This is a genomic window from Halobellus rarus, from assembly GCF_024494595.1.
Taxonomy (GTDB): Archaea; Halobacteriota; Halobacteria; order Halobacteriales; family Haloferacaceae; genus Haloquadratum; species Haloquadratum rarum.
Window position 1 is genome coordinate 25,141 of the sequence record NZ_JANHDI010000015.1, and the last position, 19,481, is coordinate 44,621.

Annotated in this window: 19 protein-coding genes; 10 read left to right on the forward strand and 9 right to left on the reverse strand. The window is 66.7% G+C overall.

Annotated features, from left to right (window positions below; all coding sequences use genetic code 11):
- Window positions 1-121: 121 nt before the first annotated feature.
- The 3 genes from NO876_RS16695 to NO876_RS16705 are packed head-to-tail and all read left to right on the forward strand — an operon-like array spanning window position 122 to window position 1,673.
- Complete coding sequence (locus tag NO876_RS16695) at window positions 122-340, forward strand: zinc ribbon domain-containing protein (RefSeq protein ID WP_256422803.1); 219 nt, start codon at window positions 122-124, stop codon at window positions 338-340.
- A complete protein-coding gene (locus NO876_RS16700) occupies window positions 340-513 on the forward strand; it encodes a DUF8143 family protein (protein ID WP_256422804.1) in 174 nt (57 codons plus the stop codon). The genes NO876_RS16695 and NO876_RS16700 overlap by 1 nt, the downstream gene beginning before the upstream one ends.
- A 47-nt stretch (window positions 514-560) precedes the next feature.
- The gene (locus NO876_RS16705; protein ID WP_256422805.1) at window positions 561-1,673 is read left to right on the forward strand and encodes a S1C family serine protease; all 1,113 of its coding nucleotides are present in this window, start codon (window positions 561-563) and stop codon (window positions 1,671-1,673) included.
- Here NO876_RS16705 and NO876_RS18225 read toward each other — a convergent pair.
- Window positions 1,561-1,863, reverse strand: coding sequence for a DUF8138 family protein (locus tag NO876_RS18225; RefSeq protein ID WP_486606394.1), 303 nt, complete (start codon window positions 1,861-1,863; stop codon window positions 1,561-1,563). The two genes, NO876_RS16705 and NO876_RS18225, sit on opposite strands and share 113 nt — an antisense overlap.
- Here NO876_RS18225 and NO876_RS16710 point away from each other — a divergent pair.
- The 3 genes from NO876_RS16710 to NO876_RS16720 all read left to right on the forward strand — a co-directional run bounded on the left by NO876_RS16710 (window position 1,748) and on the right by NO876_RS16720 (window position 3,792).
- Window positions 1,748-2,287 (forward strand): multiprotein bridging factor aMBF1, encoded by a 540-nt coding sequence (locus NO876_RS16710; protein WP_256422806.1) that lies wholly within the window; start codon window positions 1,748-1,750, stop codon window positions 2,285-2,287. The genes NO876_RS18225 and NO876_RS16710 overlap by 116 nt on opposite strands.
- 82 nt (window positions 2,288-2,369) lie before the next feature.
- Entirely contained in the window at window positions 2,370-3,014 is a 645-nt protein-coding gene (gene tpiA / locus NO876_RS16715; protein WP_256422895.1) for a triose-phosphate isomerase, read from the forward strand.
- A gap of 25 nt (window positions 3,015-3,039) precedes the next feature.
- Entirely contained in the window at window positions 3,040-3,792 is a 753-nt protein-coding gene (locus NO876_RS16720; protein WP_256422808.1) for a DICT sensory domain-containing protein, read from the forward strand.
- Between the two features lie 6 nt (window positions 3,793-3,798).
- On the opposite strand, the gene NO876_RS16725 is transcribed toward NO876_RS16720, so the two are convergent.
- From NO876_RS16725 to aroC, 6 genes are all read right to left on the reverse strand, one after another.
- Complete coding sequence (locus NO876_RS16725; RefSeq protein WP_256422809.1) at window positions 3,799-5,631, reverse strand: helicase HerA domain-containing protein; 1,833 nt, start codon at window positions 5,629-5,631, stop codon at window positions 3,799-3,801.
- Between the two features lie 269 nt (window positions 5,632-5,900).
- A complete protein-coding gene (dinB, locus tag NO876_RS16730) occupies window positions 5,901-7,187 on the reverse strand; it encodes a DNA polymerase IV (protein WP_256422810.1) in 1,287 nt (428 codons plus the stop codon).
- Window positions 7,188-7,374: 187 nt separating this feature from the next.
- Window positions 7,375-7,803, reverse strand: coding sequence for an HTH-type transcriptional regulator LrpA1 (lrpA1, locus tag NO876_RS16735; protein ID WP_256422811.1), 429 nt, complete (start codon window positions 7,801-7,803; stop codon window positions 7,375-7,377).
- Between the two features lie 183 nt (window positions 7,804-7,986).
- On the reverse strand, window positions 7,987-8,925 hold the full coding sequence (locus NO876_RS16740) for a thiamine pyrophosphate-dependent enzyme (RefSeq protein ID WP_256422812.1): 939 nt from the start codon (window positions 8,923-8,925) through the stop codon (window positions 7,987-7,989).
- 2 nt (window positions 8,926-8,927) lie between these two features.
- Window positions 8,928-10,823 (reverse strand): 2-oxoacid:acceptor oxidoreductase subunit alpha, encoded by a 1,896-nt coding sequence (locus NO876_RS16745; RefSeq protein ID WP_256422813.1) that lies wholly within the window; start codon window positions 10,821-10,823, stop codon window positions 8,928-8,930.
- A 338-nt stretch (window positions 10,824-11,161) separates the two neighbouring features.
- Window positions 11,162-12,313, reverse strand: coding sequence for a chorismate synthase (gene aroC / locus NO876_RS16750; protein WP_256422814.1), 1,152 nt, complete (start codon window positions 12,311-12,313; stop codon window positions 11,162-11,164).
- A 218-nt stretch (window positions 12,314-12,531) separates the two neighbouring features.
- Between aroC and NO876_RS16755 the strand changes: the two genes are divergently transcribed.
- Window positions 12,532-12,996: a pyridoxamine 5'-phosphate oxidase family protein gene (locus NO876_RS16755; protein WP_256422815.1), complete on the forward strand. Its 465-nt coding sequence runs from the start codon at window positions 12,532-12,534 to the stop codon at window positions 12,994-12,996.
- A 108-nt stretch (window positions 12,997-13,104) separates the two neighbouring features.
- On the opposite strand, the gene aroA is transcribed toward NO876_RS16755, so the two are convergent.
- Both aroA and NO876_RS16765 read right to left on the reverse strand, forming a co-directional pair.
- Complete coding sequence (gene aroA / locus NO876_RS16760) at window positions 13,105-14,406, reverse strand: 3-phosphoshikimate 1-carboxyvinyltransferase (RefSeq protein ID WP_256422816.1); 1,302 nt, start codon at window positions 14,404-14,406, stop codon at window positions 13,105-13,107.
- Window positions 14,407-14,508: 102 nt separating this feature from the next.
- Complete coding sequence (locus NO876_RS16765) at window positions 14,509-15,732, reverse strand: PGF-CTERM-anchored ABC transporter substrate-binding protein (protein ID WP_256422817.1); 1,224 nt, start codon at window positions 15,730-15,732, stop codon at window positions 14,509-14,511.
- Window positions 15,733-15,793: 61 nt separating this feature from the next.
- Here NO876_RS16765 and btuC point away from each other — a divergent pair, with 61 nt between their 5' ends.
- The 3 genes from btuC to NO876_RS16780 all read left to right on the forward strand — a co-directional run bounded on the left by btuC (window position 15,794) and on the right by NO876_RS16780 (window position 19,475).
- Window positions 15,794-16,813, forward strand: a complete 1,020-nt coding sequence (gene btuC, locus NO876_RS16770; protein WP_256422818.1) for a vitamin B12 ABC transporter permease BtuC — start codon at window positions 15,794-15,796, stop codon at window positions 16,811-16,813.
- Entirely contained in the window at window positions 16,810-18,174 is a 1,365-nt protein-coding gene (locus tag NO876_RS16775; RefSeq protein WP_256422819.1) for an ATP-binding cassette domain-containing protein, read from the forward strand. The genes btuC and NO876_RS16775 overlap by 4 nt, the downstream gene beginning before the upstream one ends.
- A 236-nt stretch (window positions 18,175-18,410) precedes the next feature.
- Complete coding sequence (locus NO876_RS16780; protein ID WP_256422820.1) at window positions 18,411-19,475, forward strand: transcription initiation factor IIB; 1,065 nt, start codon at window positions 18,411-18,413, stop codon at window positions 19,473-19,475.
- Window positions 19,476-19,481 lie beyond the last annotated feature (6 nt).

Sequence of the window (19,481 nt, forward strand, 5' to 3'; positions counted from 1 at the left end):
GACCCGACGCGGGGTGGCTGTCAGATCACGCCGGGGGTGGTCCCGCTATCGGATATAAACTCTCGCCGACGGGCGACGGAGCGGGACAAAATTGATACGGGATTCCCGTCTGATTTCACGTATGGTCCCCCAACCCGACAGCGAACGCGGCTGCCCGAAGTGCGGTCACACCGAAACCGACGTGGGAACGATCTCGACGACCGGCGGCGGGCTCTCGAAGATGTTCGACATCCAGACGAACAGCTTCCAGGTCGTCTCGTGTACGAACTGCGGGTATTCGGAGCTGTATCGAGACACGACTTCCGGTGCCAGCGACATCGTCGACGTCTTCCTCGGCTGATGGCGGAGGGCGCGTTCCTCCTCGTCGTTCTCCTGGTCGCCGTCGGAGCCCCGCTCCTTCTGTACGTGCTGGTCCGTGCGGAGCACGATCAGCGGTCGACGATGGACCGGCGCGACGCCGAGCGGGCGGCGCGACGAGACACCCGAGAGGATTCCGAGACCCGACGCCCCTGATCGAGTCCGGTGGACCGATAAGCCCCACCCCCCAAACGCGGTCAGGGATGGACGATCCGACCCCGACGCGACGGCGGTTCCTCGAACTCGGTGGAGCGGCGATTCTCGGCGCGTTCGCGGGCTGTAACACGGACCCTCCGAGCGCCGGAACGCGCTCTTCGTCGGAGGCGAGGTCGCCGACGACTGCGACCAGTGGGGACACTGCCGACACTGCAGGACCGTCCGAGTCCGAGACGGTGAACAGTCCGTACGCTCGGGTGTACCGACAGGCCGTGGATTCGGTGGTACTGGTCCGGACCGACGGGGGTCGCGGGACGGGCTTCGTCGTCGAATCGTCGCACGTCGTCACCAACGCTCACGTCGTCGAGGACGCGTCGACCGTCGACGTCCGGTTCAGCGAGGGCCGGTGGAGCGAAGGCGACGTCGTCGGCGCCGATCCGCGCACCGACCTCGCAGTGGTCGAACTGCCGGAATCGGCACCGAAGCCGGAACCGCTGGCCTTCGCTGCCGGCGATCCGACCGTCGGGCAGGAGGTCGTCGCTATCGGCAACCCGTTCGACCTCGACGGGACGGTCACGACCGGCATCGTGAGCGGCGTCGACAGATCCGCGCCCGCGCCCACCGGGGCGCAGATCCCGGACGCGATCCAGACTGACGCCGCGGTCAACCCGGGGAACAGCGGCGGACCGCTGATGTCGCTGGGCGGTCACGTCGTCGCGGTCATCAACTCCGAAACGGGGGAGAACATCGGGTTCGGTATCTCGGCCGCGCTCGCCCGGCGCGTGGTGCCGCGACTCGTCGAGAACGGTGCCTACGATCACCCGTTCCTGGGCGTCACGTTAGCTGGCGTGACTCCCGATCTGGCTCGAGCGCTCGGACTGTCCCGACCGCAGGGGATACTCGTCACCTCCGTCCTCGACGACGGACCGTCGGCCGGACGCCTCCGCGGCGGCGACGAGACGCGTTTCGACGACGGCTCCCGCGTCAGTGTCGGCGGCGACGTGCTCCTGTCGATCGACGGCGAGACGCTCCGGACGACGGAGGACCTCAGTAGCCACCTCGCCCTGGAGACGCGGCCGGGTGACACGGTGACGTTGACCGTCCGCAGAGACGGATTCGTGACGTCGGTCGACGTCGAACTGGGAACTCGACCGAAGTAGCCACGCCGTCGGAACGAAGTGCCGCCGTTTCCCGCGGCGTGTGCTTTATATCGCCCCCTCGACTACGACGGAGTATGCCCCAGTGCGAGATGTGCGGCAGTGAGCGGCCGTCCCTGACGACGGTCAAGGTCGAGGGGGCCGAACTCGAACTGTGCGACGACTGCAAGGAGTTCGGCACCGAGGTCCGCACTGAGTCGAGTTCCTCTCAGTCGACGAAGTACTCGACGTCCAGTTCCTCGCAGTCCTCGGGTTCGAGCGGCTCTTCGAGCACGTCGTCTTCGGCGGGGGGCGGTTCCTCCGGTGGTTCGACCCGCCGCCGCGATATGTTCGACGATATGGACGAGATCGCCGCGGATTACGACCAGCAGATCCGCGAGGCACGCGAAGGTCTCGGGCTGAGTCAGGAGGAACTCGCGCAGTCGCTCAACGAGAAGGCGAGTCTGATCCGCAAACTCGAACGCGGCGACATTCTCCCCTCCGACGACGTCCGGAAGAAGGTCGAACGGAAACTCGAGATCTCTCTCGTCGAAGGCGGCGACACCGACGACAACGACTGGTCCGGGGGCTCGTCGACGACGACGACGCTCGGCGACGTCGTCAAGCGGAAAGACTGATCTTCCGGGTCCGGCCCGACGAAAATATCGGTATTGATTCCGACCAGTAATTTATTTCGTGGCGGGAGTTCCAACCAAACACGTGTTCATCTTAGTCAATCTGAAAGCCTACCCCTGTGATCCGATCGAGGTAGCGACGGCCGCGCGCGACGTGGCCGAGGAGTCAGACGTCCGCATCGCCGTCTCCCCGCAGGCGGCCGACGTCGCCCGCGTCTCCGGGACCGGCGTCGAGACGTGGGCCCAGCACGTCGACCCGAACGGTCACGGGAGCCATACCGGCAGTACGCTCGCAGAGTCGGTCGCCGAGTCCGGCGCGGTCGGAACGCTCATCAACCACTCCGAGAAACGGCTGAAACTCGCGGACATCGACGGCTCGGTCCGGGCCGCCGAACGCGCCGGCCTCGAGACCTGCGTCTGCGCGAACAACCCGGCGCAGATCGGCGCAGTCGCGGCGCTCGGCCCCGACAGCGTCGCCGTCGAGCCACCGGAACTGATCGGCGGCGACGTCTCCGTCGCGACCGCCGACCCCGGAATCGTCGAGGACGCCGTCGCCGCCGCGGCGAACGTCGACGAATCCGTGGACGTCTACTGCGGCGCGGGCATCTCCTCCGGCGAGGACGTCGCGACCGCGGGCGAGCTGGGTGCGACGGGCATCCTCCTCGCCTCCGGCGTCGCGAAAGCCGACGATCCCCGCGCGGCGCTCGAAGACCTCGTCGCTCCTCTCTGAACGGACCGCCGATGAGAGACCCAGTATGACGCTCCGGCGATTCCTCGATCGAATCGAAGATCCGGAGCGCTCACTCGTCGTGCTCAACAGGCAGGCTCCGGACCCCATCCAGCGGATGCTGGGGAACCTCTTCGGAAACCAGCCGATTTCGATCGAGGAGATCGACGTCCCGGGCGGCGACGAGGATGTCGTTCTCGTCGTCGAAGACGGCTCGGTCGTCGCGCAGTCGCCGATGGAGGAACTGCAGGATTCGATCCTGTTGATCAACTCCGATCTGTTCGTCACCGGCGCGCGCGGATTAGAGGAGATCGAACTGCCGTCCGCGATAAGGGAACTCGACGACGTGCCGTTCTTCCTGCGGGGGTATCCCCAGTCGCACTCCGAAAAACTGCTGTTGATCCTGCTGTCTCGGTACATCGAACGACGGGCCTGGGAGCAACAGGCCGGGACGCTTCGGGCGTCGTTTCAAGACCTCTCTCGGATCGAAGACGAGGTCGGAACCAACAGGGTGTACCGCACGCTGGACGAGTCACCGGTGGACGTCCACGTGTACGGCACGCCCGGTTGGGAACCCCCGCGGGATTCGACGATCACGATCCACGCCGGGTACGAGGAAGACTTCCTCGACTCGTGGTTCGTGGTGTACACGCCCCCGGAGGGCGACGAGCATATCGCACTGCTCGCGCTCGAAGAGAGCGCGAACGAGTGGTCGGGCTTTTGGACCTACCGGCGGTCGCTGGTACAGGACATCAACGAGTACATTATGCGGCGACTGTGACTCCGCTCAGTCGTCTGCGGCCTCGGCGTCCGTCTCCCGCTCTCTACTCTCGCCCGTTTCACGTTTCTCCCTCCCGCCCCTTTCTCGCTCCCCGCGCTCCGTCTCGGCTCCGACCGTTGCGTCCGCGCCGTCCCCGGCGCTCTCGTCGGGCCTGAACGCGGATTCGACGGCGGCGACGACCTCGCGCAACTCCTCGGCGTCGAGTCGGTCGGCGAACTCGTCGCGGACGAGCTTCGGCAGCGCGTAGGCGTACCGTCCGCGACCGACGTGTTCGACGAACCCCGCTCGTCGGAGGAGTCTGTTCCGACTGTAGGCGAGCTGTTTGTCGCCGACTTCGCCGGCGGCGACGTGCGCGTCGACCGGGTCGCAGGCGTCGATCTCGCGGTAGAATGCGAGCATCCGTCTCGACGCTGACGGCAGCGACCGCACGACGTCGCGAAGTCGCTCGATCACGTCCGAGCGGCCGGTCAGGGCCGCCGTCGCTTCGTGGGTGCGCTCGGGAGCGACGTCGGGATCGGAGCCGTCGCTGTTCTCGTCGCTCTCGGATACCCCGCCGAGGTGAACCTCGCCGTCGCTGCCGATGTCCATATCGAGTCCGGGATACGCGCCGGCGGCGGCCTCGCTGACGGCGACTTCCTCGTTGTCGACGTCGGCAGCCGCCGGTTCGCCGTCCTCGTTTCCGCCGCTTTCGGAGACGGAGGCGCCCCGGTCGTACTGATCGAGTGCGGCCTGCTGCTCCTCGGGTCGGCTGAGGTTTCGCCCGTCGCCGCCGCGGTAGGGCGACTCCGCGCTCTGAAACATCGCCTGCGTGAACTGCTCGGCCATCTGCGAGAGGTCGCGCGCCTCTTCGAGTTCGGATTCGAGCTGTCGGATCTTCGCCTCTTTCTTCTCCAATTCCTGTTTTAAATCCGCGATCTCGCTCTCCCGGCGCGCCTTCTCGTCGGAGATGTCCTGCAGTTCCGAGACGAGGTCGCCATCGATCGATTTCAACTCGGGGCGCTGGAAGTCGTCCAGGCCGGGCGTCGCGCCCGCGTCGAACGTCTGTTTGCGGTGGAACTGGACGCGACGGATCGACTCGTCCCAGTCGGTCATAACGAACGCCTCACCGTCGCCCATATCCTCGATGGCGTCGGCGTACTCCGAGCCGAGGATCCGCCCGACGACCTTCGTGTCGTTGTTCCAGGTCAACCGGTGCCAGACGAGCCAGTCACACTGCGTGATGAAGTCCTTCTTCACGTTCGCGGGTCGCTGGCTGATGCCGACGATCCCCAGGCCGTGTTTCCGGCCGCGCTTGCCGATCTTGATCAGCATCTTGCCCGCTTCGGTCATCCCGCCGCCCTCCGGGATGTACTCGTGACACTCCTCGACGAACATCAGGAAGGGCTTCTTGAGCTTCTTTTCCTTCGCGAATAGCTTCTTCGCGACCTCAGTCAGCAGCTCTTGGGCTTCATCCTCTTCGAGGTATCCCGAGACGTCGAGGATGATGGGCACGTTCTGTTCGAGTGCGAGGTGTGCGAGTTTCTCGGCGTGTTCGGGGCTGACGACGATGTCGCACTCGTCGTCAGCACCCGCGTGGAGGAGTTCGAACTGCTCCTTCAGGCCGTAGTACTCCCCGTCTGTGTCAACAACTAGCACCGGGAAGTTATTCGAGAGGAGGTTCTCGATGAGCACCGACGCGGTATTCGACTTCCCGGATCCGGACTTGCCGGTGACGAAGCCGCGCCCGGTGAGGATGTCTACGACCGGAAGTTCGACTTCCGTCCCCGGGCTCTGGCTCCGGTCACCCCCCGGGCCCTCGCTGACGGTCGCGACGCCGATGGTCTCGGTATCCTCGGTCATCTATCGGTTGCTCGCCCCCGCGGGGCATAGTTCCTTCCCCGTCGAACGACGGGGACTCCGCCGGGATCGGGTTCGGTGTGTACGTTTATGTACCAGAGCGGGACCAGGACTCCTATGACGTAACAGCTGCCCCGCGTCGGAGAGCGGTCGTTCGGCACGCCGACGCGGGAGCGGGGGGACGAGACGCCCCACTGCTGGTGCCGACTGTTCGCTATCTGGCGTCTTCGAGCCGCGCGACCGCGACTCGTCCGTCCGTCGAGTTCCGGACCTCACCCCTCGCCGCCGAGATCGTCGAACGAGAGTTGTCCCTCCGGCCCCGCGTTCACCGCGTCGTCCTCGTCGATGGGTTCGGACCACCTCGCCACTCCCGCACCGTCGTCCGCTGCGGCTCCGTCCCACCCGTCGAGTCGGGACTGCTCCCCAGACGCGAACGAGAGATTCGAGACGCGGACGCCGAGTTTGCGGACGGCCACGTCGTCGAACTCCGAGAGGAGTTCGAGCGCGACCTCCTCGACGAGGTCCGGATCGTCGACCGGTCCCGGGAGCGACCGCTCTCGGGTGTTGACGTCGTACGGCGGCACGACGGCCTTGATGCCGATCGTCCGGTAGGTCGCGTCCCGACTCCGGGCGCGGGCCGCGACGTCGGCTGCGAGCGCCGCGAGCGCCTCGCGTTTCTCGCCCGACTCCTCGGTCGCCTCGGCGAACGCCGACTCCCGGGAGAGGCTCTTCGGCCGGCCGGTCGGCGTCACCTTGCGGTCGTCGATCCCGCGGGCCCGGTCGTGCAGTTCGACGCCCCGGGAACCGAACGCCGATCGGAGTGCCGTCGGGTCCGCGGCCGCGAGGTCGCCGGCGGTCTCGACGTCCATCTCCGCGAGCCGGTCGGCGGTCACCGGCCCGACGCCGTGGACCGCGTCGACGGGAAGCGGTGCCAGGAACTCGCTGACGTCGCCGGGCTCGACGACGACGAGTCCGTCCGGCTTGTCGTGGTCGGAGGCGATCTTCGCGGCGGACATATTCGGCGCGACGCCGACGCTCGCCGGAACTCCGACTTCCCGAGCGATCCGCTGCTTCACGTGTCGCGCGTAGCCCTCCGCGAGCGTCCGGTCGCCGTCGGGCGTCCGTTTCCAGGCGGTCTCCTCGGTGACGTCGAGGTACGCCTCGTCGATGCTGACCTCGCGGACGACGTCCGCGCAGTCGTGGAGGATCTCCTTCACCGACGCCGCGACAGACTTGTAAAAGTCCAGGTCGACCGGTCGGTAGTGCCCCACGTCGGCGGCGGACGCTGCGGTGTCTGCCCCAGCGCGCGGAAGCCGTTCCAACGCCTCGGAGATCGGTTGGGCGCTCTCGACGCCGTACTCACGCGCCTCGTAGCTCGCAGTCGCGACCGCGCCGAACGTCTCGCCGGACTCGTATCCCATCCCGACGACGACCGGCTCACCCCGGAGCGCCGGTTCGCGCAGTCGCTCACAGGAGGCGTAAAAGCAGTCCATATCGACGTGGAGGACGATGCGGGAGGGCGTCGACTCCTCGACGCCGGGAAGCGTCTCCCCGCTCATCGTCGGCTCGCCGTCGGGACCGCGGTCGGGTTCGGGAGTGGCATCTGTGCTCGTCTGTCGTCGGTGACGGTTCTACCATCGAGGAGCACTCACAATAGCGTTCTCAAAGCGGGGCGGAAGTAGAGCGGAGCGGCGGAGATCGACGGACAGGCTGGAATACCGATCGGGACGGGAGCGGGCAGTCGTCCTATTTCAGCCGTTCCTGCAGGAACGACGGGTGCGCGGCGGTGATACCGTCGATCGACAGCAGCGTCTCGGCGATGACCTCGCCGAGGGCGTCACCGTCGGGGGCGCGGACCTCCGCCATCAGCATATGGTCGCCCGAGGAGGTGTACAGCGACTCGACGGCTTCGAGTTCCTTCAGTTCTCGCGTCGCCTCGACGTAGCGCTCCGAGGCCACGTCGAGGCCAACGAGCGCGATCGAGGTCTCCGAGAGCTTCTTCGGATCCACGTCCGCGGAGTAGCCCACGATGATTCCTTCCTCCTCCATCTGTCGAATGTACTTCCGGACGGTCGGCTTCGAGACGTCCGCCCGCTCTGCGATCTCGGCGTACGACGCCTGAGCGTCCTCCTCGAGAACGTCGAGGATGCGCCCTTCCGTCGAAGTGGCTTCCATACCCCTATCTTTCGGGTGGCAGAAAAAATACCTTCCGAACCTGAAAAGCGAACTTCCGACGACGAAACCGTCAGTGGATCAATGCACACGCGTCACCAACGTCGACGGACATCGGCCGTCAAACCGAGCCGGTCGACCATCGGATACTGAGGGGTGACACGCCCACAGATGGCTGCAGAGTGTCTATTTGTGCTTGTCGAGGAACGTGTCGTAGACGCGCTCCCACTCGTAGTCGTCGTCGAAGTACCGCTCTGCGAGCGGTTCCTCGGGCATCTCGCCGATCTGGCGCTTCTCCTGCTGGTAGGAGGGACGGTCCTCGTCGACGTAGTACCGGCCGGTGAGGACGGTCCCCTCGTGGAGGACGTTCTCCGTCTCGTACATCATCTCGGAGGCCTCCGAGCGGTCGGTGTTGTCGAACTCGTAGTCCTCTGATTCGTTGATGTCGATGTAGGGGACGTACTGCTTGGCGTCCTTGTTCCAGGTCGGACACTGCGTGAGGAAGTCGACGTGGGAGAACCCGTCGTGCTCGATCGCCTCCACGATGATGTCCTTCGCCTGGTTCGGATTGACGGCGGCCGTCCGGGCGATGTAGGACGCGCCGGCCGTCAGCGACAGCGACAGCGGCCGGATCGGATCCTTCGCGGACCCGTGGGGCTGGGTCTTCGACTTGTGACCCTTCGGCGACGTCGGCGAGGTCTGGCCCTTCGTCAGCCCGAAGATCTCGTTGTTGAACACGATGTACGTAAAGTCGTGGTTCTCGCGGGCCGTGTGGGTGAAGTGGTTGCCGCCGATCCCGTAGCCGTCGCCGTCGCCGCCGGCGGCGACGACGGTCAGCCCGGGGTTGGCCAGTTTGGCCGCCCGGGCGATCGGCAGCGATCGGCCGTGGATCGTGTGGAAACCGTAGCTCTCGAAGTAGCTGTTCAACTTGCCCGAGCAGCCGATGCCCGTGCAGACGAGCATCTCCTCGGGGGAGAGGCCCAGTTCGGCTGCCGCCCCTTTCAGGGCCTTCAGGACCCCGAAGTCGCCACAGCCGGGACACCAGGTCGGCTGGGGTTCGAGGCCGGGCGTGTACTCGTTACGGTCGCGTTCGGCGTCTTCGCCGATTGCACTGAATGCGCTCATTGTTAATCACTCGCTGCGGGGACGAACTTGGTCTCGTGGCCGGGCAGCGTCCCGTCCTCGACGATGCTGGTGACGAACCCGTCGACGATCTCGGCGGGTTCGAAGGGGTTGCCGTTGTACTTCAGGAGGCTCGAAAGCTTCTCGCCGAAGCGACCGAGCTCCTTCTGCGTCAGGCCGCGGAACTGCGCCGAGGCGTTCATCTCGATGACGAGCACCTCGTCGACGCTCTGGATGAACTCGGTGACTTCCTCGACCGGGTACGGCGCGAGTTCGGAGACGCCGAGCATCTTCACCGAGTGACCCGACTCGTTGAGTCGGTCGACCGCCTCCTCGGCGGTTCCCTGCTGGGAGCCGAACGTCATAATCCCGTACTCGGCCTCCTCGGGACCGTAGTGGGTGTTCGTCCCCTCGTCGCCGTCGAGGTCGGCGCGGATGGCTTCCATCTTCTGCATCCGTCGGTTGACCTGGTTGACGCGGTTGTCGGGACTCTCGGCGATGTGACCGGCGGGCATGTGCTCGTTGCCGGTCGCGAGGTAGCGGCCGCCCTTCTGTCCCGGGATCGACCGCGGGCTCACGCCGTCTTCGACGTCGTGCTGGAAGCGGTTGTACTTGCCCGATGGATCGTGCGGCGCGTCCGCGAGTTCGGCTTCTGAAATAACAGAACCGAGATCGGGGTTCGGCTCCTCGTCGAAGACGCTGGCGGGCACGTTCCGCATCTCGCCGCCGTTCTTCTGATCGTAGAGGACGATCGACGGAATCTGGTACTCGTAGGCGATCTGGAACGCCCGTCGGGTCTGCTTGTACGCCTCCTCGGCGTCTGCAGGCGCGAAGACGACCCGATGGGAGTCGCCCTGCGACGTGTAGAGGACGTGTTCGAGGTCGGCCTGTTCGGGCTTCGTCGGCATCCCGGTCGACGGACCGGCGCGCATCGCCTCGACGAGGACGACCGGCGTCTCGGTCATCTCCGCGAGGCCGAGCGGTTCCGACATCAGCGCGAAGCCGCCGCCCGAGGAGCCGGACATCGCCTTGACGCCGGCGTGGGAGGCCCCGACGGCGAGCGCCGCGGCCGCGATCTCGTCTTCGACCTGCTCGGAGATCCCGCCGACCTCCGGGAGGTTCTGCGACATAATCGTGAAGACCTCGGTCCACGGCGTCATCGGATAGCCGGCGATGAAGCGACAGCCCTCGTCGAGCGCGCCGTAGGCGATGGAATCGGAACCGGAGATGAGCACCTGTTCCTCGTCGTGCTCGCCCTCCGGCACCGACACGTCGGGCGCGTCGGCGTCGAACTCCTCCTGGATGGTCTCGTAGGCGTCGTCGAACACCGACATATTCGGATCGAACACCTTCTCCGGCATCGTGTCCTCCATCAGGCTCTTGATGACGTCGGGTTCGATGCCGGCGATGGCGCAGGTGACGGCGACGCCCGCGGTGTTCCGCATCACTTCGCGGCCGTGCTCGCGGGCCATCGTCCGGAGGTCGATGTCGTAGACGTACCAGTTGTTCTCCTCGACTCGCTCGTCGAAGTCCGGGATGTCGTCGGTGTCGAGCAGCCCCGAGTCGTAGACGATGACGCCGCCCTCGTCCAGTTCGTCGAGGTTCTCCGACAGCGGCTTGACCTCCTCGTTGCCGTAGTAGGCGCTCTCCTGGGGATTCCGGGCGAAGGAGTCTCCCAGCGCGAGGAGGAAGTTGTACCCGTCGCCGCGCGATTTCACGGGTTCCGACGAGACCCGAACCTCCGTGTAGGTGTGGCCTCCGCGGATGCGCGACGGGTAGTGACGATGCGTGAATACGTGTAGGCCCGCTCGCATCAGGGCCTTTGCGAAGTTCTGGCTCGTCGAGGCGATCCCGTCTCCGGAACCACCCGCGATTCGCCAGATGAGTTCGTCGTCAGTCATATCTGAGCTCACGGCCCGTGTGGGCCACTACCGAAATCTTTCGGCAGGAATCGATTAAAGCCTTTGCTATAAGTTACCAAGGAAAGATGATGAAGTTCCTAATATGTGTCTACAACACACGATATACCGGGATTCAGTTATAATATGTCCAATATCTAGAAGTAGAATTCAACGGGTTCGAATCACAGCACGAAACCCTATGCGGAACGGCACAACGGTGTCCGTGTCGAACGTGGTTTTCCCGGCCGTTTCTGGAATATTCGGACTCAGATCCGATATGACCGTAAAAAACGGTACTCATATTCGAGAAAACAATCGGCGGTCTCCGATCGCAGCGGCTACTCGTTGTCCGGGCTCGACGGGTGGTAGTCGGTGTCGTACTCGCCGGGGTCGTCGTCGAGGCGATCGGGGTTGATCCGTCCGCCGAGGAGCATGAAGTCGAGGATCGTGAGGTTCAACATCGCCTCGACGACCGGCACCGCACGCGGCGGCAGAACGGGATCGTGCCGACCGACTACCTGGATCTCCTTCTCCTCGCCGGTCTCCCAGTCGACGGTCTGCTGCTTCTTCGGGATCGACGTCGGCGCGTGCCAGGTGATCTCGCCGTAGATCGGTTGCCCGGTCGTGATACCGCCCTGGAGGCCGCCGTGTTTGTTGCCCTCGGGAATCGGGTCGCCGTCGGAGCTGAACTCCCAGTCCTCGTTTCGGTTCTTCCCGGTCCACTCGCGGGCCTCACGACCCAGTCCGAACTCGAAGGCGGTCGTCGCCGGAATCGACATCATCGCCTGTCCGAGACGCGAGGGAACCGAATCGAACCGAGGCGCGCCGAGCCCTCGCGGAACGCCCCGTATCTCGAAGTAGATCGACCCGCCGATGGAGTCGCCGGCCTCCTGGTACTCGTCGATCAGTTCTCGCATCTCCTCGGCGGTCTCGGGATCGGCGCACCGCACCGGGTTCTCCTCCGTATGTTCGAGCATCTGCTCGAAGCCGACCTCGGGCGCTTCGACGTCGCCGATCTGGTTCACGTGCGCCTTCACCCGGACGTCCCGCGTCTCCAGGATCTTCTTCGCGACCGCGCCCGCGGCGACCCAGTTCACCGTCTCGCGCGCCGAGGAGCGGCCGCCGCCGCCCCAGTTGCGCGTGCCGAACTTCGCCGAGTAGGTGAAGTCGCCGTGGCTGGGCCGCGGAGCCGTCACGTACGGTTCGTACTTCCCCGAGCGAGCGTCCTTGTTCTCGATGACCATCCCGATCGGCGTCCCCGTCGTGTAGCCGTCCTGGACCCCGGAGTTGATCGAGACCGCGTCGGGTTCGCCTCTCGAAGTCGTGATCATCGACTGGCCCGGCTTGCGCCGATCCAGTTCCGCCTGAACGTCGTCCTCGTCGAGTTCGAGCCCGGCCGGACAACCGGACACCGTCACACCCATCGCATCGCCGTGGCTCTCGCCGTAGGTGGTGACCTGGAAGAGCCGGCCGAATCTGTTCCCGTTCATTACCTCGCCGTCGTGGTTCCGGGCATATATACGTTGCAGAAATGCGCAATCGAAGGGTTCGGCGCGGGAACGACTGTTCGGCTCCGCCGTGGACCGCAGAAGTTCCGATCCGCCTTCTACCGGAGGGGAGCCAGCTATCCTCGATCGCAGGAACAACTTTGCCCACGTGCGACGTAGTTCTACGCCCGGTTCGCTCGAAACCGACGCTCCGGGACATTATGGAACACATCGAGTACGCGTATACGTGCGGAATGGACGACGAAGCGGTTCGAGAGCGGCTCGAAACGACCGAGACGGGCGTGTTGGCGCTCTCGAAAGAGAACGACAGCTACGCCGTCCCACTGGCGCACTACTACGACGGCGAGGGGCTCTACTTCCGACTCGGCGTGACGGAGGAGAGCAGAAGTCGAGAGTTTCTGGACGCGACGGAGACGGCCACGTACGTCCTCTACGGCACCGAGCCCACCACGGATCCACGAGAGATCGATTCGTGGAGCATCGTCATCAGCGGTGCGCTCAGCGAGATACCGAACGCGGAATACGACCGGTTCGACACCGCGGAGATCAACCGTCAGTTCTCTCCCATCCGCGTCTTCGGCGAGGAGATCGACGAGATCGAGATCCGCATCTTCGAATTCGAAATCGAGTCGATGACGGGCCGAGAGACCTCGGAGTCGTCGTGACGTGGCTGGGCGCATCGTCGTGACGTGCTTGCGCCCGTCCGTCGAGGGCGCACGCGCTGCCTGGATGGCGGCGGGTTTCCGATCCAGTTGTCGGCGCCGCCGTCCGAATCACTCGCTCCGCTCGACGTCGACGCCGAGCGACGCCATCGCGTCGAAGAAGTCCGGGAACGAGACGTCGACGTGCTCGCCGCCCTCGATGACGGTCTCGCCGTCGGCGACGAGGCCGGCGACCGCCAGCGACATCACGATCCGGTGGTCGGCCCGACCGTCGACGCGCGCGCCGACGAGGTCGCTCTCGCCGCCGTGGACCGTCAGCCGATCCCGATCCTCGGTGACCGACGCGCCCAGCTTCGCCAACTCCTCGGCCATCGCGCTCACGCGGTCGGTCTCCTTGTAGCGGACGTGCTCGCAGTTCTCGATGGTCGTGTCACCGTCGGCGATCGCCCCGAGCGCAGCGATCGTCGGGAGCAGATCCGGGGTGTCGCCGACGTCGACTGTCGTCCCCGAGAGCGACGCCCGCGGGACGGTGATCTCGCCCGCCTCGCGGTCCCAGTCGATCGACGCGCCCATCGACTCCAGGATCTCGACGATGGCGCTGTCGCCCTGCGCGCTCGGACGCGCGCCCTCGACGACCACGGATGTCCCGTCCGCGGCGGCGACCGCGCCCGCGGCGAGCAGGTACGACATCGACGAGAAGTCGCCGGGGACGGCGTACTCGCCGCCGACGGGGTCGTAGGACTGCCCGCCCGGAACGGCGAACCCCTCCGCCGTCCGCTCGGCGTCGACGCCGAAGTCGCGGAGGACCTCTACGGTGATATCGACGTACGGTGCTGACTTCAGTTCGGTTTCCAGGTCGATCTCGATCCCCTCGTCGGTCACCGCGCCGGCCATCAGCAGCGCGGTGATGTACTGCGAGGAGACGTCGCCCGGGATCGACACCCTCCCGCCGCCGGTGTCGCCGCCGACGACGAGCGGTGCCTGGCCGTTCCCGCGCGTCGACTCCGCCCGCCCCCCGAGTTGGCCGATGGCGTCGAGCAGCGGCCCCTGGGGTCGCGAACGCAGCGAGTCGTCGCCGGTGAAGACGCAGAGGCCGTCCGCCAGCGCGCCGCAGGCGGTGACGAGCCGCGTGGTCGTCCCGGAGTTCGCACAGTCGACCACGTCGTCGGGGACGTCGGGTCGACCCCCGAAACCCGAGACGTCCAGCCGCGAGTCGTCGCCGGCCCGGTCGACGGAGCCGCCGAACGCCTCGACCGCGCGCATCGTCGCGCGGGTGTCCGCGCTGACGAGCGGGTCGGTGACGACGGCCTCGTCGCCGTAGCCCGCCGCGAGGATCGCTCGATGGGTGTAGCTCTTCGAGGGCGGCGCGCGGACCCGCCCCTCGACGCGCGACTGCGAGATGGTGACGTCCATACGGGTCGTTCTCGGTGGCGAGGGTATGATACTTACTGTCGAGTGTCCGCCGTCGGTCGGCGCGGATATCCCGACTGCGACGCCCACTGACGAGGCCGACCGTCAGTCCCGGCGCGTCGCGAACAGCGTCCCGACGACGAACGCGACGAGCGCCGCCGCGGGTCCGAAGCCGGGCGAGTCAGTCGTCGTCGACGGCGACGGCTCGGTGACGGTCTCGGCCGTCGTCCGCGTCTCCGCCGTCCGCTCTCCGCCGCCAGTCGTCGTCACCGTCGACTCCTCTGACTGGAGACGCCGGTACTCCTCGTAGGCCTCGGGGTGGACGCTCTCCAGAATCGTCTCGGCGGCCTGGACCGAACGCGGGGCCGGCTGCTGGAGGAGGTTCGTCTCGACCCGGATCACGTTGTCCTCACGCACGGCGTCCGTGCTTTCGTAGGCGGCGGTCTCGGGGACCGAACTCCCCACAGGCACGACGATCCACTCGGGGTTGATCTGGACGACGGCCTCGTCGTTGATCATCTGAAAGCCGGTGAAGTTCTCCGCGGCGCCGTTCTGCAGTCCGCCAGTCGTCATCAGATCGCCGATGAACGTGTTCGCGCCCGAGGTATAACCATAAAAGACGTTGAGTCCGACCGGCTTCTCGGTGCCTTCGAGCGCCTGCTCCATATCGCTCACTGACTGGCGGATCTCGTCGGCGCGCTCGGTTCCGGCCTCGCAGTTGCCGGTGAGTCGACCGATCCGCTCGGTCTTGTCCGCGACGAATTCGAGGGATTCCGGCTGGCCGAACACGTACACCGGGACTCCCTGTGCGCGGATCTGTTCGACGCGCTCGGAGGCCGCGCCGTAGGAACTGTTGGGGACGAGAACGAGATCAGGCGTCGCGTTCAGAACCGCCTCCACGCTGGGCCCGCCCGCCCCGGAGACGTTCGTCCTCTCGTCGGCTCCCTCCAGATACGACGCGTACTGGGAGACGCCGACGACTTCCTCGCGCGCGCCGATCTCCCACATCGTCTGGGCGGCGCTCGGGTTGAGGGTCACGATCCGATCGGGATCGGACGTGAGATTCACCTCGGCTCCGGTCGCGTCGGTGGTGTTGTACGGGAACGTGCAGGTCTCGGAGTCGGAATCGGCTCCGGAGTCCGACTGGTGGTCGTAGGGCGGTGCGTCGTCGAGGTCCTCGACATCGCTCGCCGGAACCGCCGCATCGTCGGCCGCGTGTCCCGCGGAACCGGGAGACTGAGCGGCTGTCGCGCCCGCAGCGGGCACGACGGCCACGCCGACTGCGGCGACGACGAGGAGCATCGAGAGAACGACTGCGCTGCGTTGCATACCCGGGACTGGACGTTATCGCAACAAGTATTTGCCTAATCCAACTCAAGTTGAGATACTCGTGAGCATCCGAACGCGGACCGTCGCGTGGTCGGTCGCGCTCTCCGGCGCGCTCGTCGCCGTCGGCGTCGCCAGCGCCGGCATCGGTCCGGTGTCGATCCCGCCGGCGACGGTCGCGAAGGTGCTGCTCTCGGCGGACCCGCTCCCGTTCGCCTTCGACGTCGGTCGGACGAACCGGATCATCGTCCGCGACGTCCGCCTCCCGCGGATCGCGCTGGCCGCGTTCGTCGGCTTCGCGCTCGCGACCGCCGGGACCGTGATGCAGGGGTTCTTCCGGAATCCGATGGCGGATCCCTCGATCGTCGGCGTCTCCTCGGGCGCGGCCGTCGGGGCCGTCGCGACCATCGTCGTGCCCTACGCGCTGCCGTTCGGCCTGGAACTCCAGGGCGCGGCGTTCGTCTCGGCGGTCATCACGGCGTTCGGCGTCTACCTCATCGCGACCCGCGACGGTCGGACGCCGACAGCGACGCTGCTTCTCGCGGGCGTCGCCGTCCAGACGTTCCTGGGTGCGGTCATCTCGCTGCTGCTCCTCCACAGCGGCCAGAGCATCCGGCGCGTCGTCTACTGGCTGATGGGACACCTCGGCGGGACGACGTGGGCGGAGGTGCGTGTGATCGCCCTCGTCCTTCCCCCGCTGTTCCTCCTCTTGCTCCTGTACGCCCGCGATCTGAACGTCCTACTGCTCGGTGAGGAGGACGCCCACGCGCTCGGGATCGAGGTCGAGCGGACGAAACGGCTGCTGTTGGCGGCGTCGAGCGTCGTCACCGCGGCGGCCGTGGCGGTGACCGGCGTGATCGGCTTCGTCGGCCTCATCGTCCCGCACGCGATGCGACTGCTCGTCGGTCCCGACCACCGGATCCTGCTCCCGACGAGCGCGCTCGCGGGGGCCTCGTTCCTCGTCGCGACCGACACGCTGGCGCGCTCGGGTCCCACGGAGATCCCCGTCGGCATCGTGACGGCGGCGCTCGGCGCGCCCTTCTTCCTGTATCTCCTCCGCTCGCGGGAGGTGACGGGACTGTGAACGACGGTCCCGACCCGTCCGGTTCGTTCGCCGCCGCCCCGCTCGTCGCCGCCGAGGACCTGCACGTCGGCTTCGGTGGGACGACCGTCCTCGACGGCGTCGACGCCGCGATCGACCGCGGCGCGTTCGTCGGACTCGTCGGCCCCAACGGGGCGGGAAAGACGACCCTCCTCCGGACGCTCAACGGCACGCTGAAACCGGACTCGGGGACGGTCACGGTCGACGGCGAGCGCGTCCACGACCTCTCCTCGAAGGCCGCGAGCCGCCTCGTCGCGACAGTCCCGCAGGACACGACCGTCGCCTTCGAGTTCGACGTCCGGACCGTCGTCGAGATGGGGCGAAACCCCCACCGATCGCGGTTCGGCGGCTGGAGCGAGGCGGACACCGAGGCCGTCGAACGCGCCTTCGAGTGGACCGACACCCGCCAGTTCGCCGACCGCGGGATCGCGACCCTCTCCGGCGGGGAGCGACAGCGCGTCCTGCTCGCGCGAGCGCTCGCACAGGAGAGCCCGCTCCTGCTCCTGGACGAACCGACGGCGAGCCTCGACATCAACCACCAGGTCCGGACGCTCGAACTGGTCCGGGAGCTCGTCGCCCGCGGCAAGACGGCGATCGCGGCGATCCACGACCTGAACCTCGCCGCACAGTACTGCGACGAACTGCTCTTGCTCTCCGACGGCGACGTGGCTGGCTTCGGACCCCCGGAGACGGTCCTCACCGAGGACACACTCGGCGCGGCTTTCGACGCCAACGCCGTCGTCTCCAGGCATCCGGTCACGGGGTCGGTGTACGTCACTGCGCTGCCGGAGGGACGGCGCTCGGACTCCCGAGCGCAGAGCGGTCGGGTTCACGTCGTCGGCGGCGGGGGCACCGCCGCGCGGTACCTCTACGTCCTCGACGCCGCGGGGTTCGAGGTTACCGCGGGGGTGCTGAACGAGGGCGACACCGACGCGGAAGCCGCCAGAAGCCTCGCGCTCGACCTCGTGACTGTCGACCCGTTCGCCGGCGTCGACAGCGAGGCCCGCGAGGCGGTCGAGACGCGCATCGACGCCGCCGACTGCGTCCTCGTCGCCGATGTGGAGGTCGGCACCGGAAACCTCCCGAACCTCCGGGCGGCGGCGGACGCCGACAGCGTCGTCCTCGTCGAGGAGCGGCCGTTCGCGGAGCGGAACTACGCCGGTCCGGAGGCACGGGACGTCTACGACGAACTTCGCACCCGGGGGCACGTCGTCGACCCTTCCGCCGTACCCGCTGCCGTCGCCGCGGCTATCGAAGCGTCGGCGTCCGACGGCTCCACGTTCCAGTCAGCACACCAGTCACCGACGAACGGTGGCGTTGCCGGTGACGACAGCGCCCGCTAGGTCGGCGTGTTTCCCCGTCTGCGGCTCCGAATGCGCGTCAGCGGTCGGCATTGTCCGGGGTTTCGCTGCGACGTATCGCCCCGTCGAGAGCGTTTTCGCGAGCGGGTTTCGGTTACCGGACGTATCGGCTCGGTATTGTGTTCGCACACGGCCGACACATTTTTTAGGCGCGCCTACAAATGCGTTAACGAGAGCGAGGCGGTGGTTCGGTTCTCACCGGCCTCCCGTGAACCAAAATGAGTGACGCCCTTCACACGCGCGCGCGAGACGGAACTGAGCGAGAACGAGAGTGGCGTGATCACGACGCTGACGCGACCGAGAACGCCGCCACTGAAAACGAGGAACGGACGGAAGACTCGACGGAAGAAGAGACGCTGAAGTGCCCCGAGTGCGGATCGACGGACCTCCAGACGGACGACGAACGGGGAGAGACCGTCTGCGGAGCCTGCGGTCTGGTCGTCGACGAGGACTCGATCGACCGCGGCCCCGAGTGGCGCGCCTTCGACAGCGCCGAGCGAGACGAGAAGTCGCGCGTCGGCGCGCCGACGACGAACCTGATGCACGACAAGGGGCTGTCGACCAACATCGGCTGGCAGAACAAGGACGCCTACGGCAACTCCCTGTCGTCGACGCAACGACAGAAGATGCAGCGGCTGCGCACCTGGAACGAGCGGTTCCGCACGCGCGACTCGAAGGAGCGCAACCTCAAGCAGGCCCTCGGCGAGATCGACCGGATGGCCTCCGCGCTCGGCCTTCCCGACAACGTTCGGGAAACGGCCTCCGTCATCTACCGTCGCGCGCTCGACGAGGACCTGTTGCCCGGCCGCTCCATCGAGGGAATCGCGACTGCGTCGCTGCACGCCGCCGCCCGAATGGCGCAGGTCCCCCGGAGCATCGACGAGGTCGCCCGCGTCTCCCGAGTCGACGAGGACGAGTTCGAGCGTGCCTACCGCTACGTGGTCCGGGAGCTCTCCTTAGAGATCCAGCCGGCGGACCCCTCGGAGTACGTCCCCCGGTTCGCCTCGGACCTCGAGATCCCCAAGGAGACCGAGCGGACGGCCCGAGAGCTGCTGGAGAACGCGAAGCGGAAGAACGTCCACTCGGGCAAGTCGCCGGTCGGCCTCGCCGCCGCGGCGCTGTACGCCGCGGCACAGCTGACGAACGTGGAGCTGACGCAGGCGGAAGTGAGCGACGTGACGGACATCTCGGAGGTCACGATCCGCAACCGGTATCAGGAGCTGCTGGAAGCGTGGGACCTCGACTCGCCGCGCGGCGGCCGACAGAGCGCCGCGGAAGCGTAAGAAAGA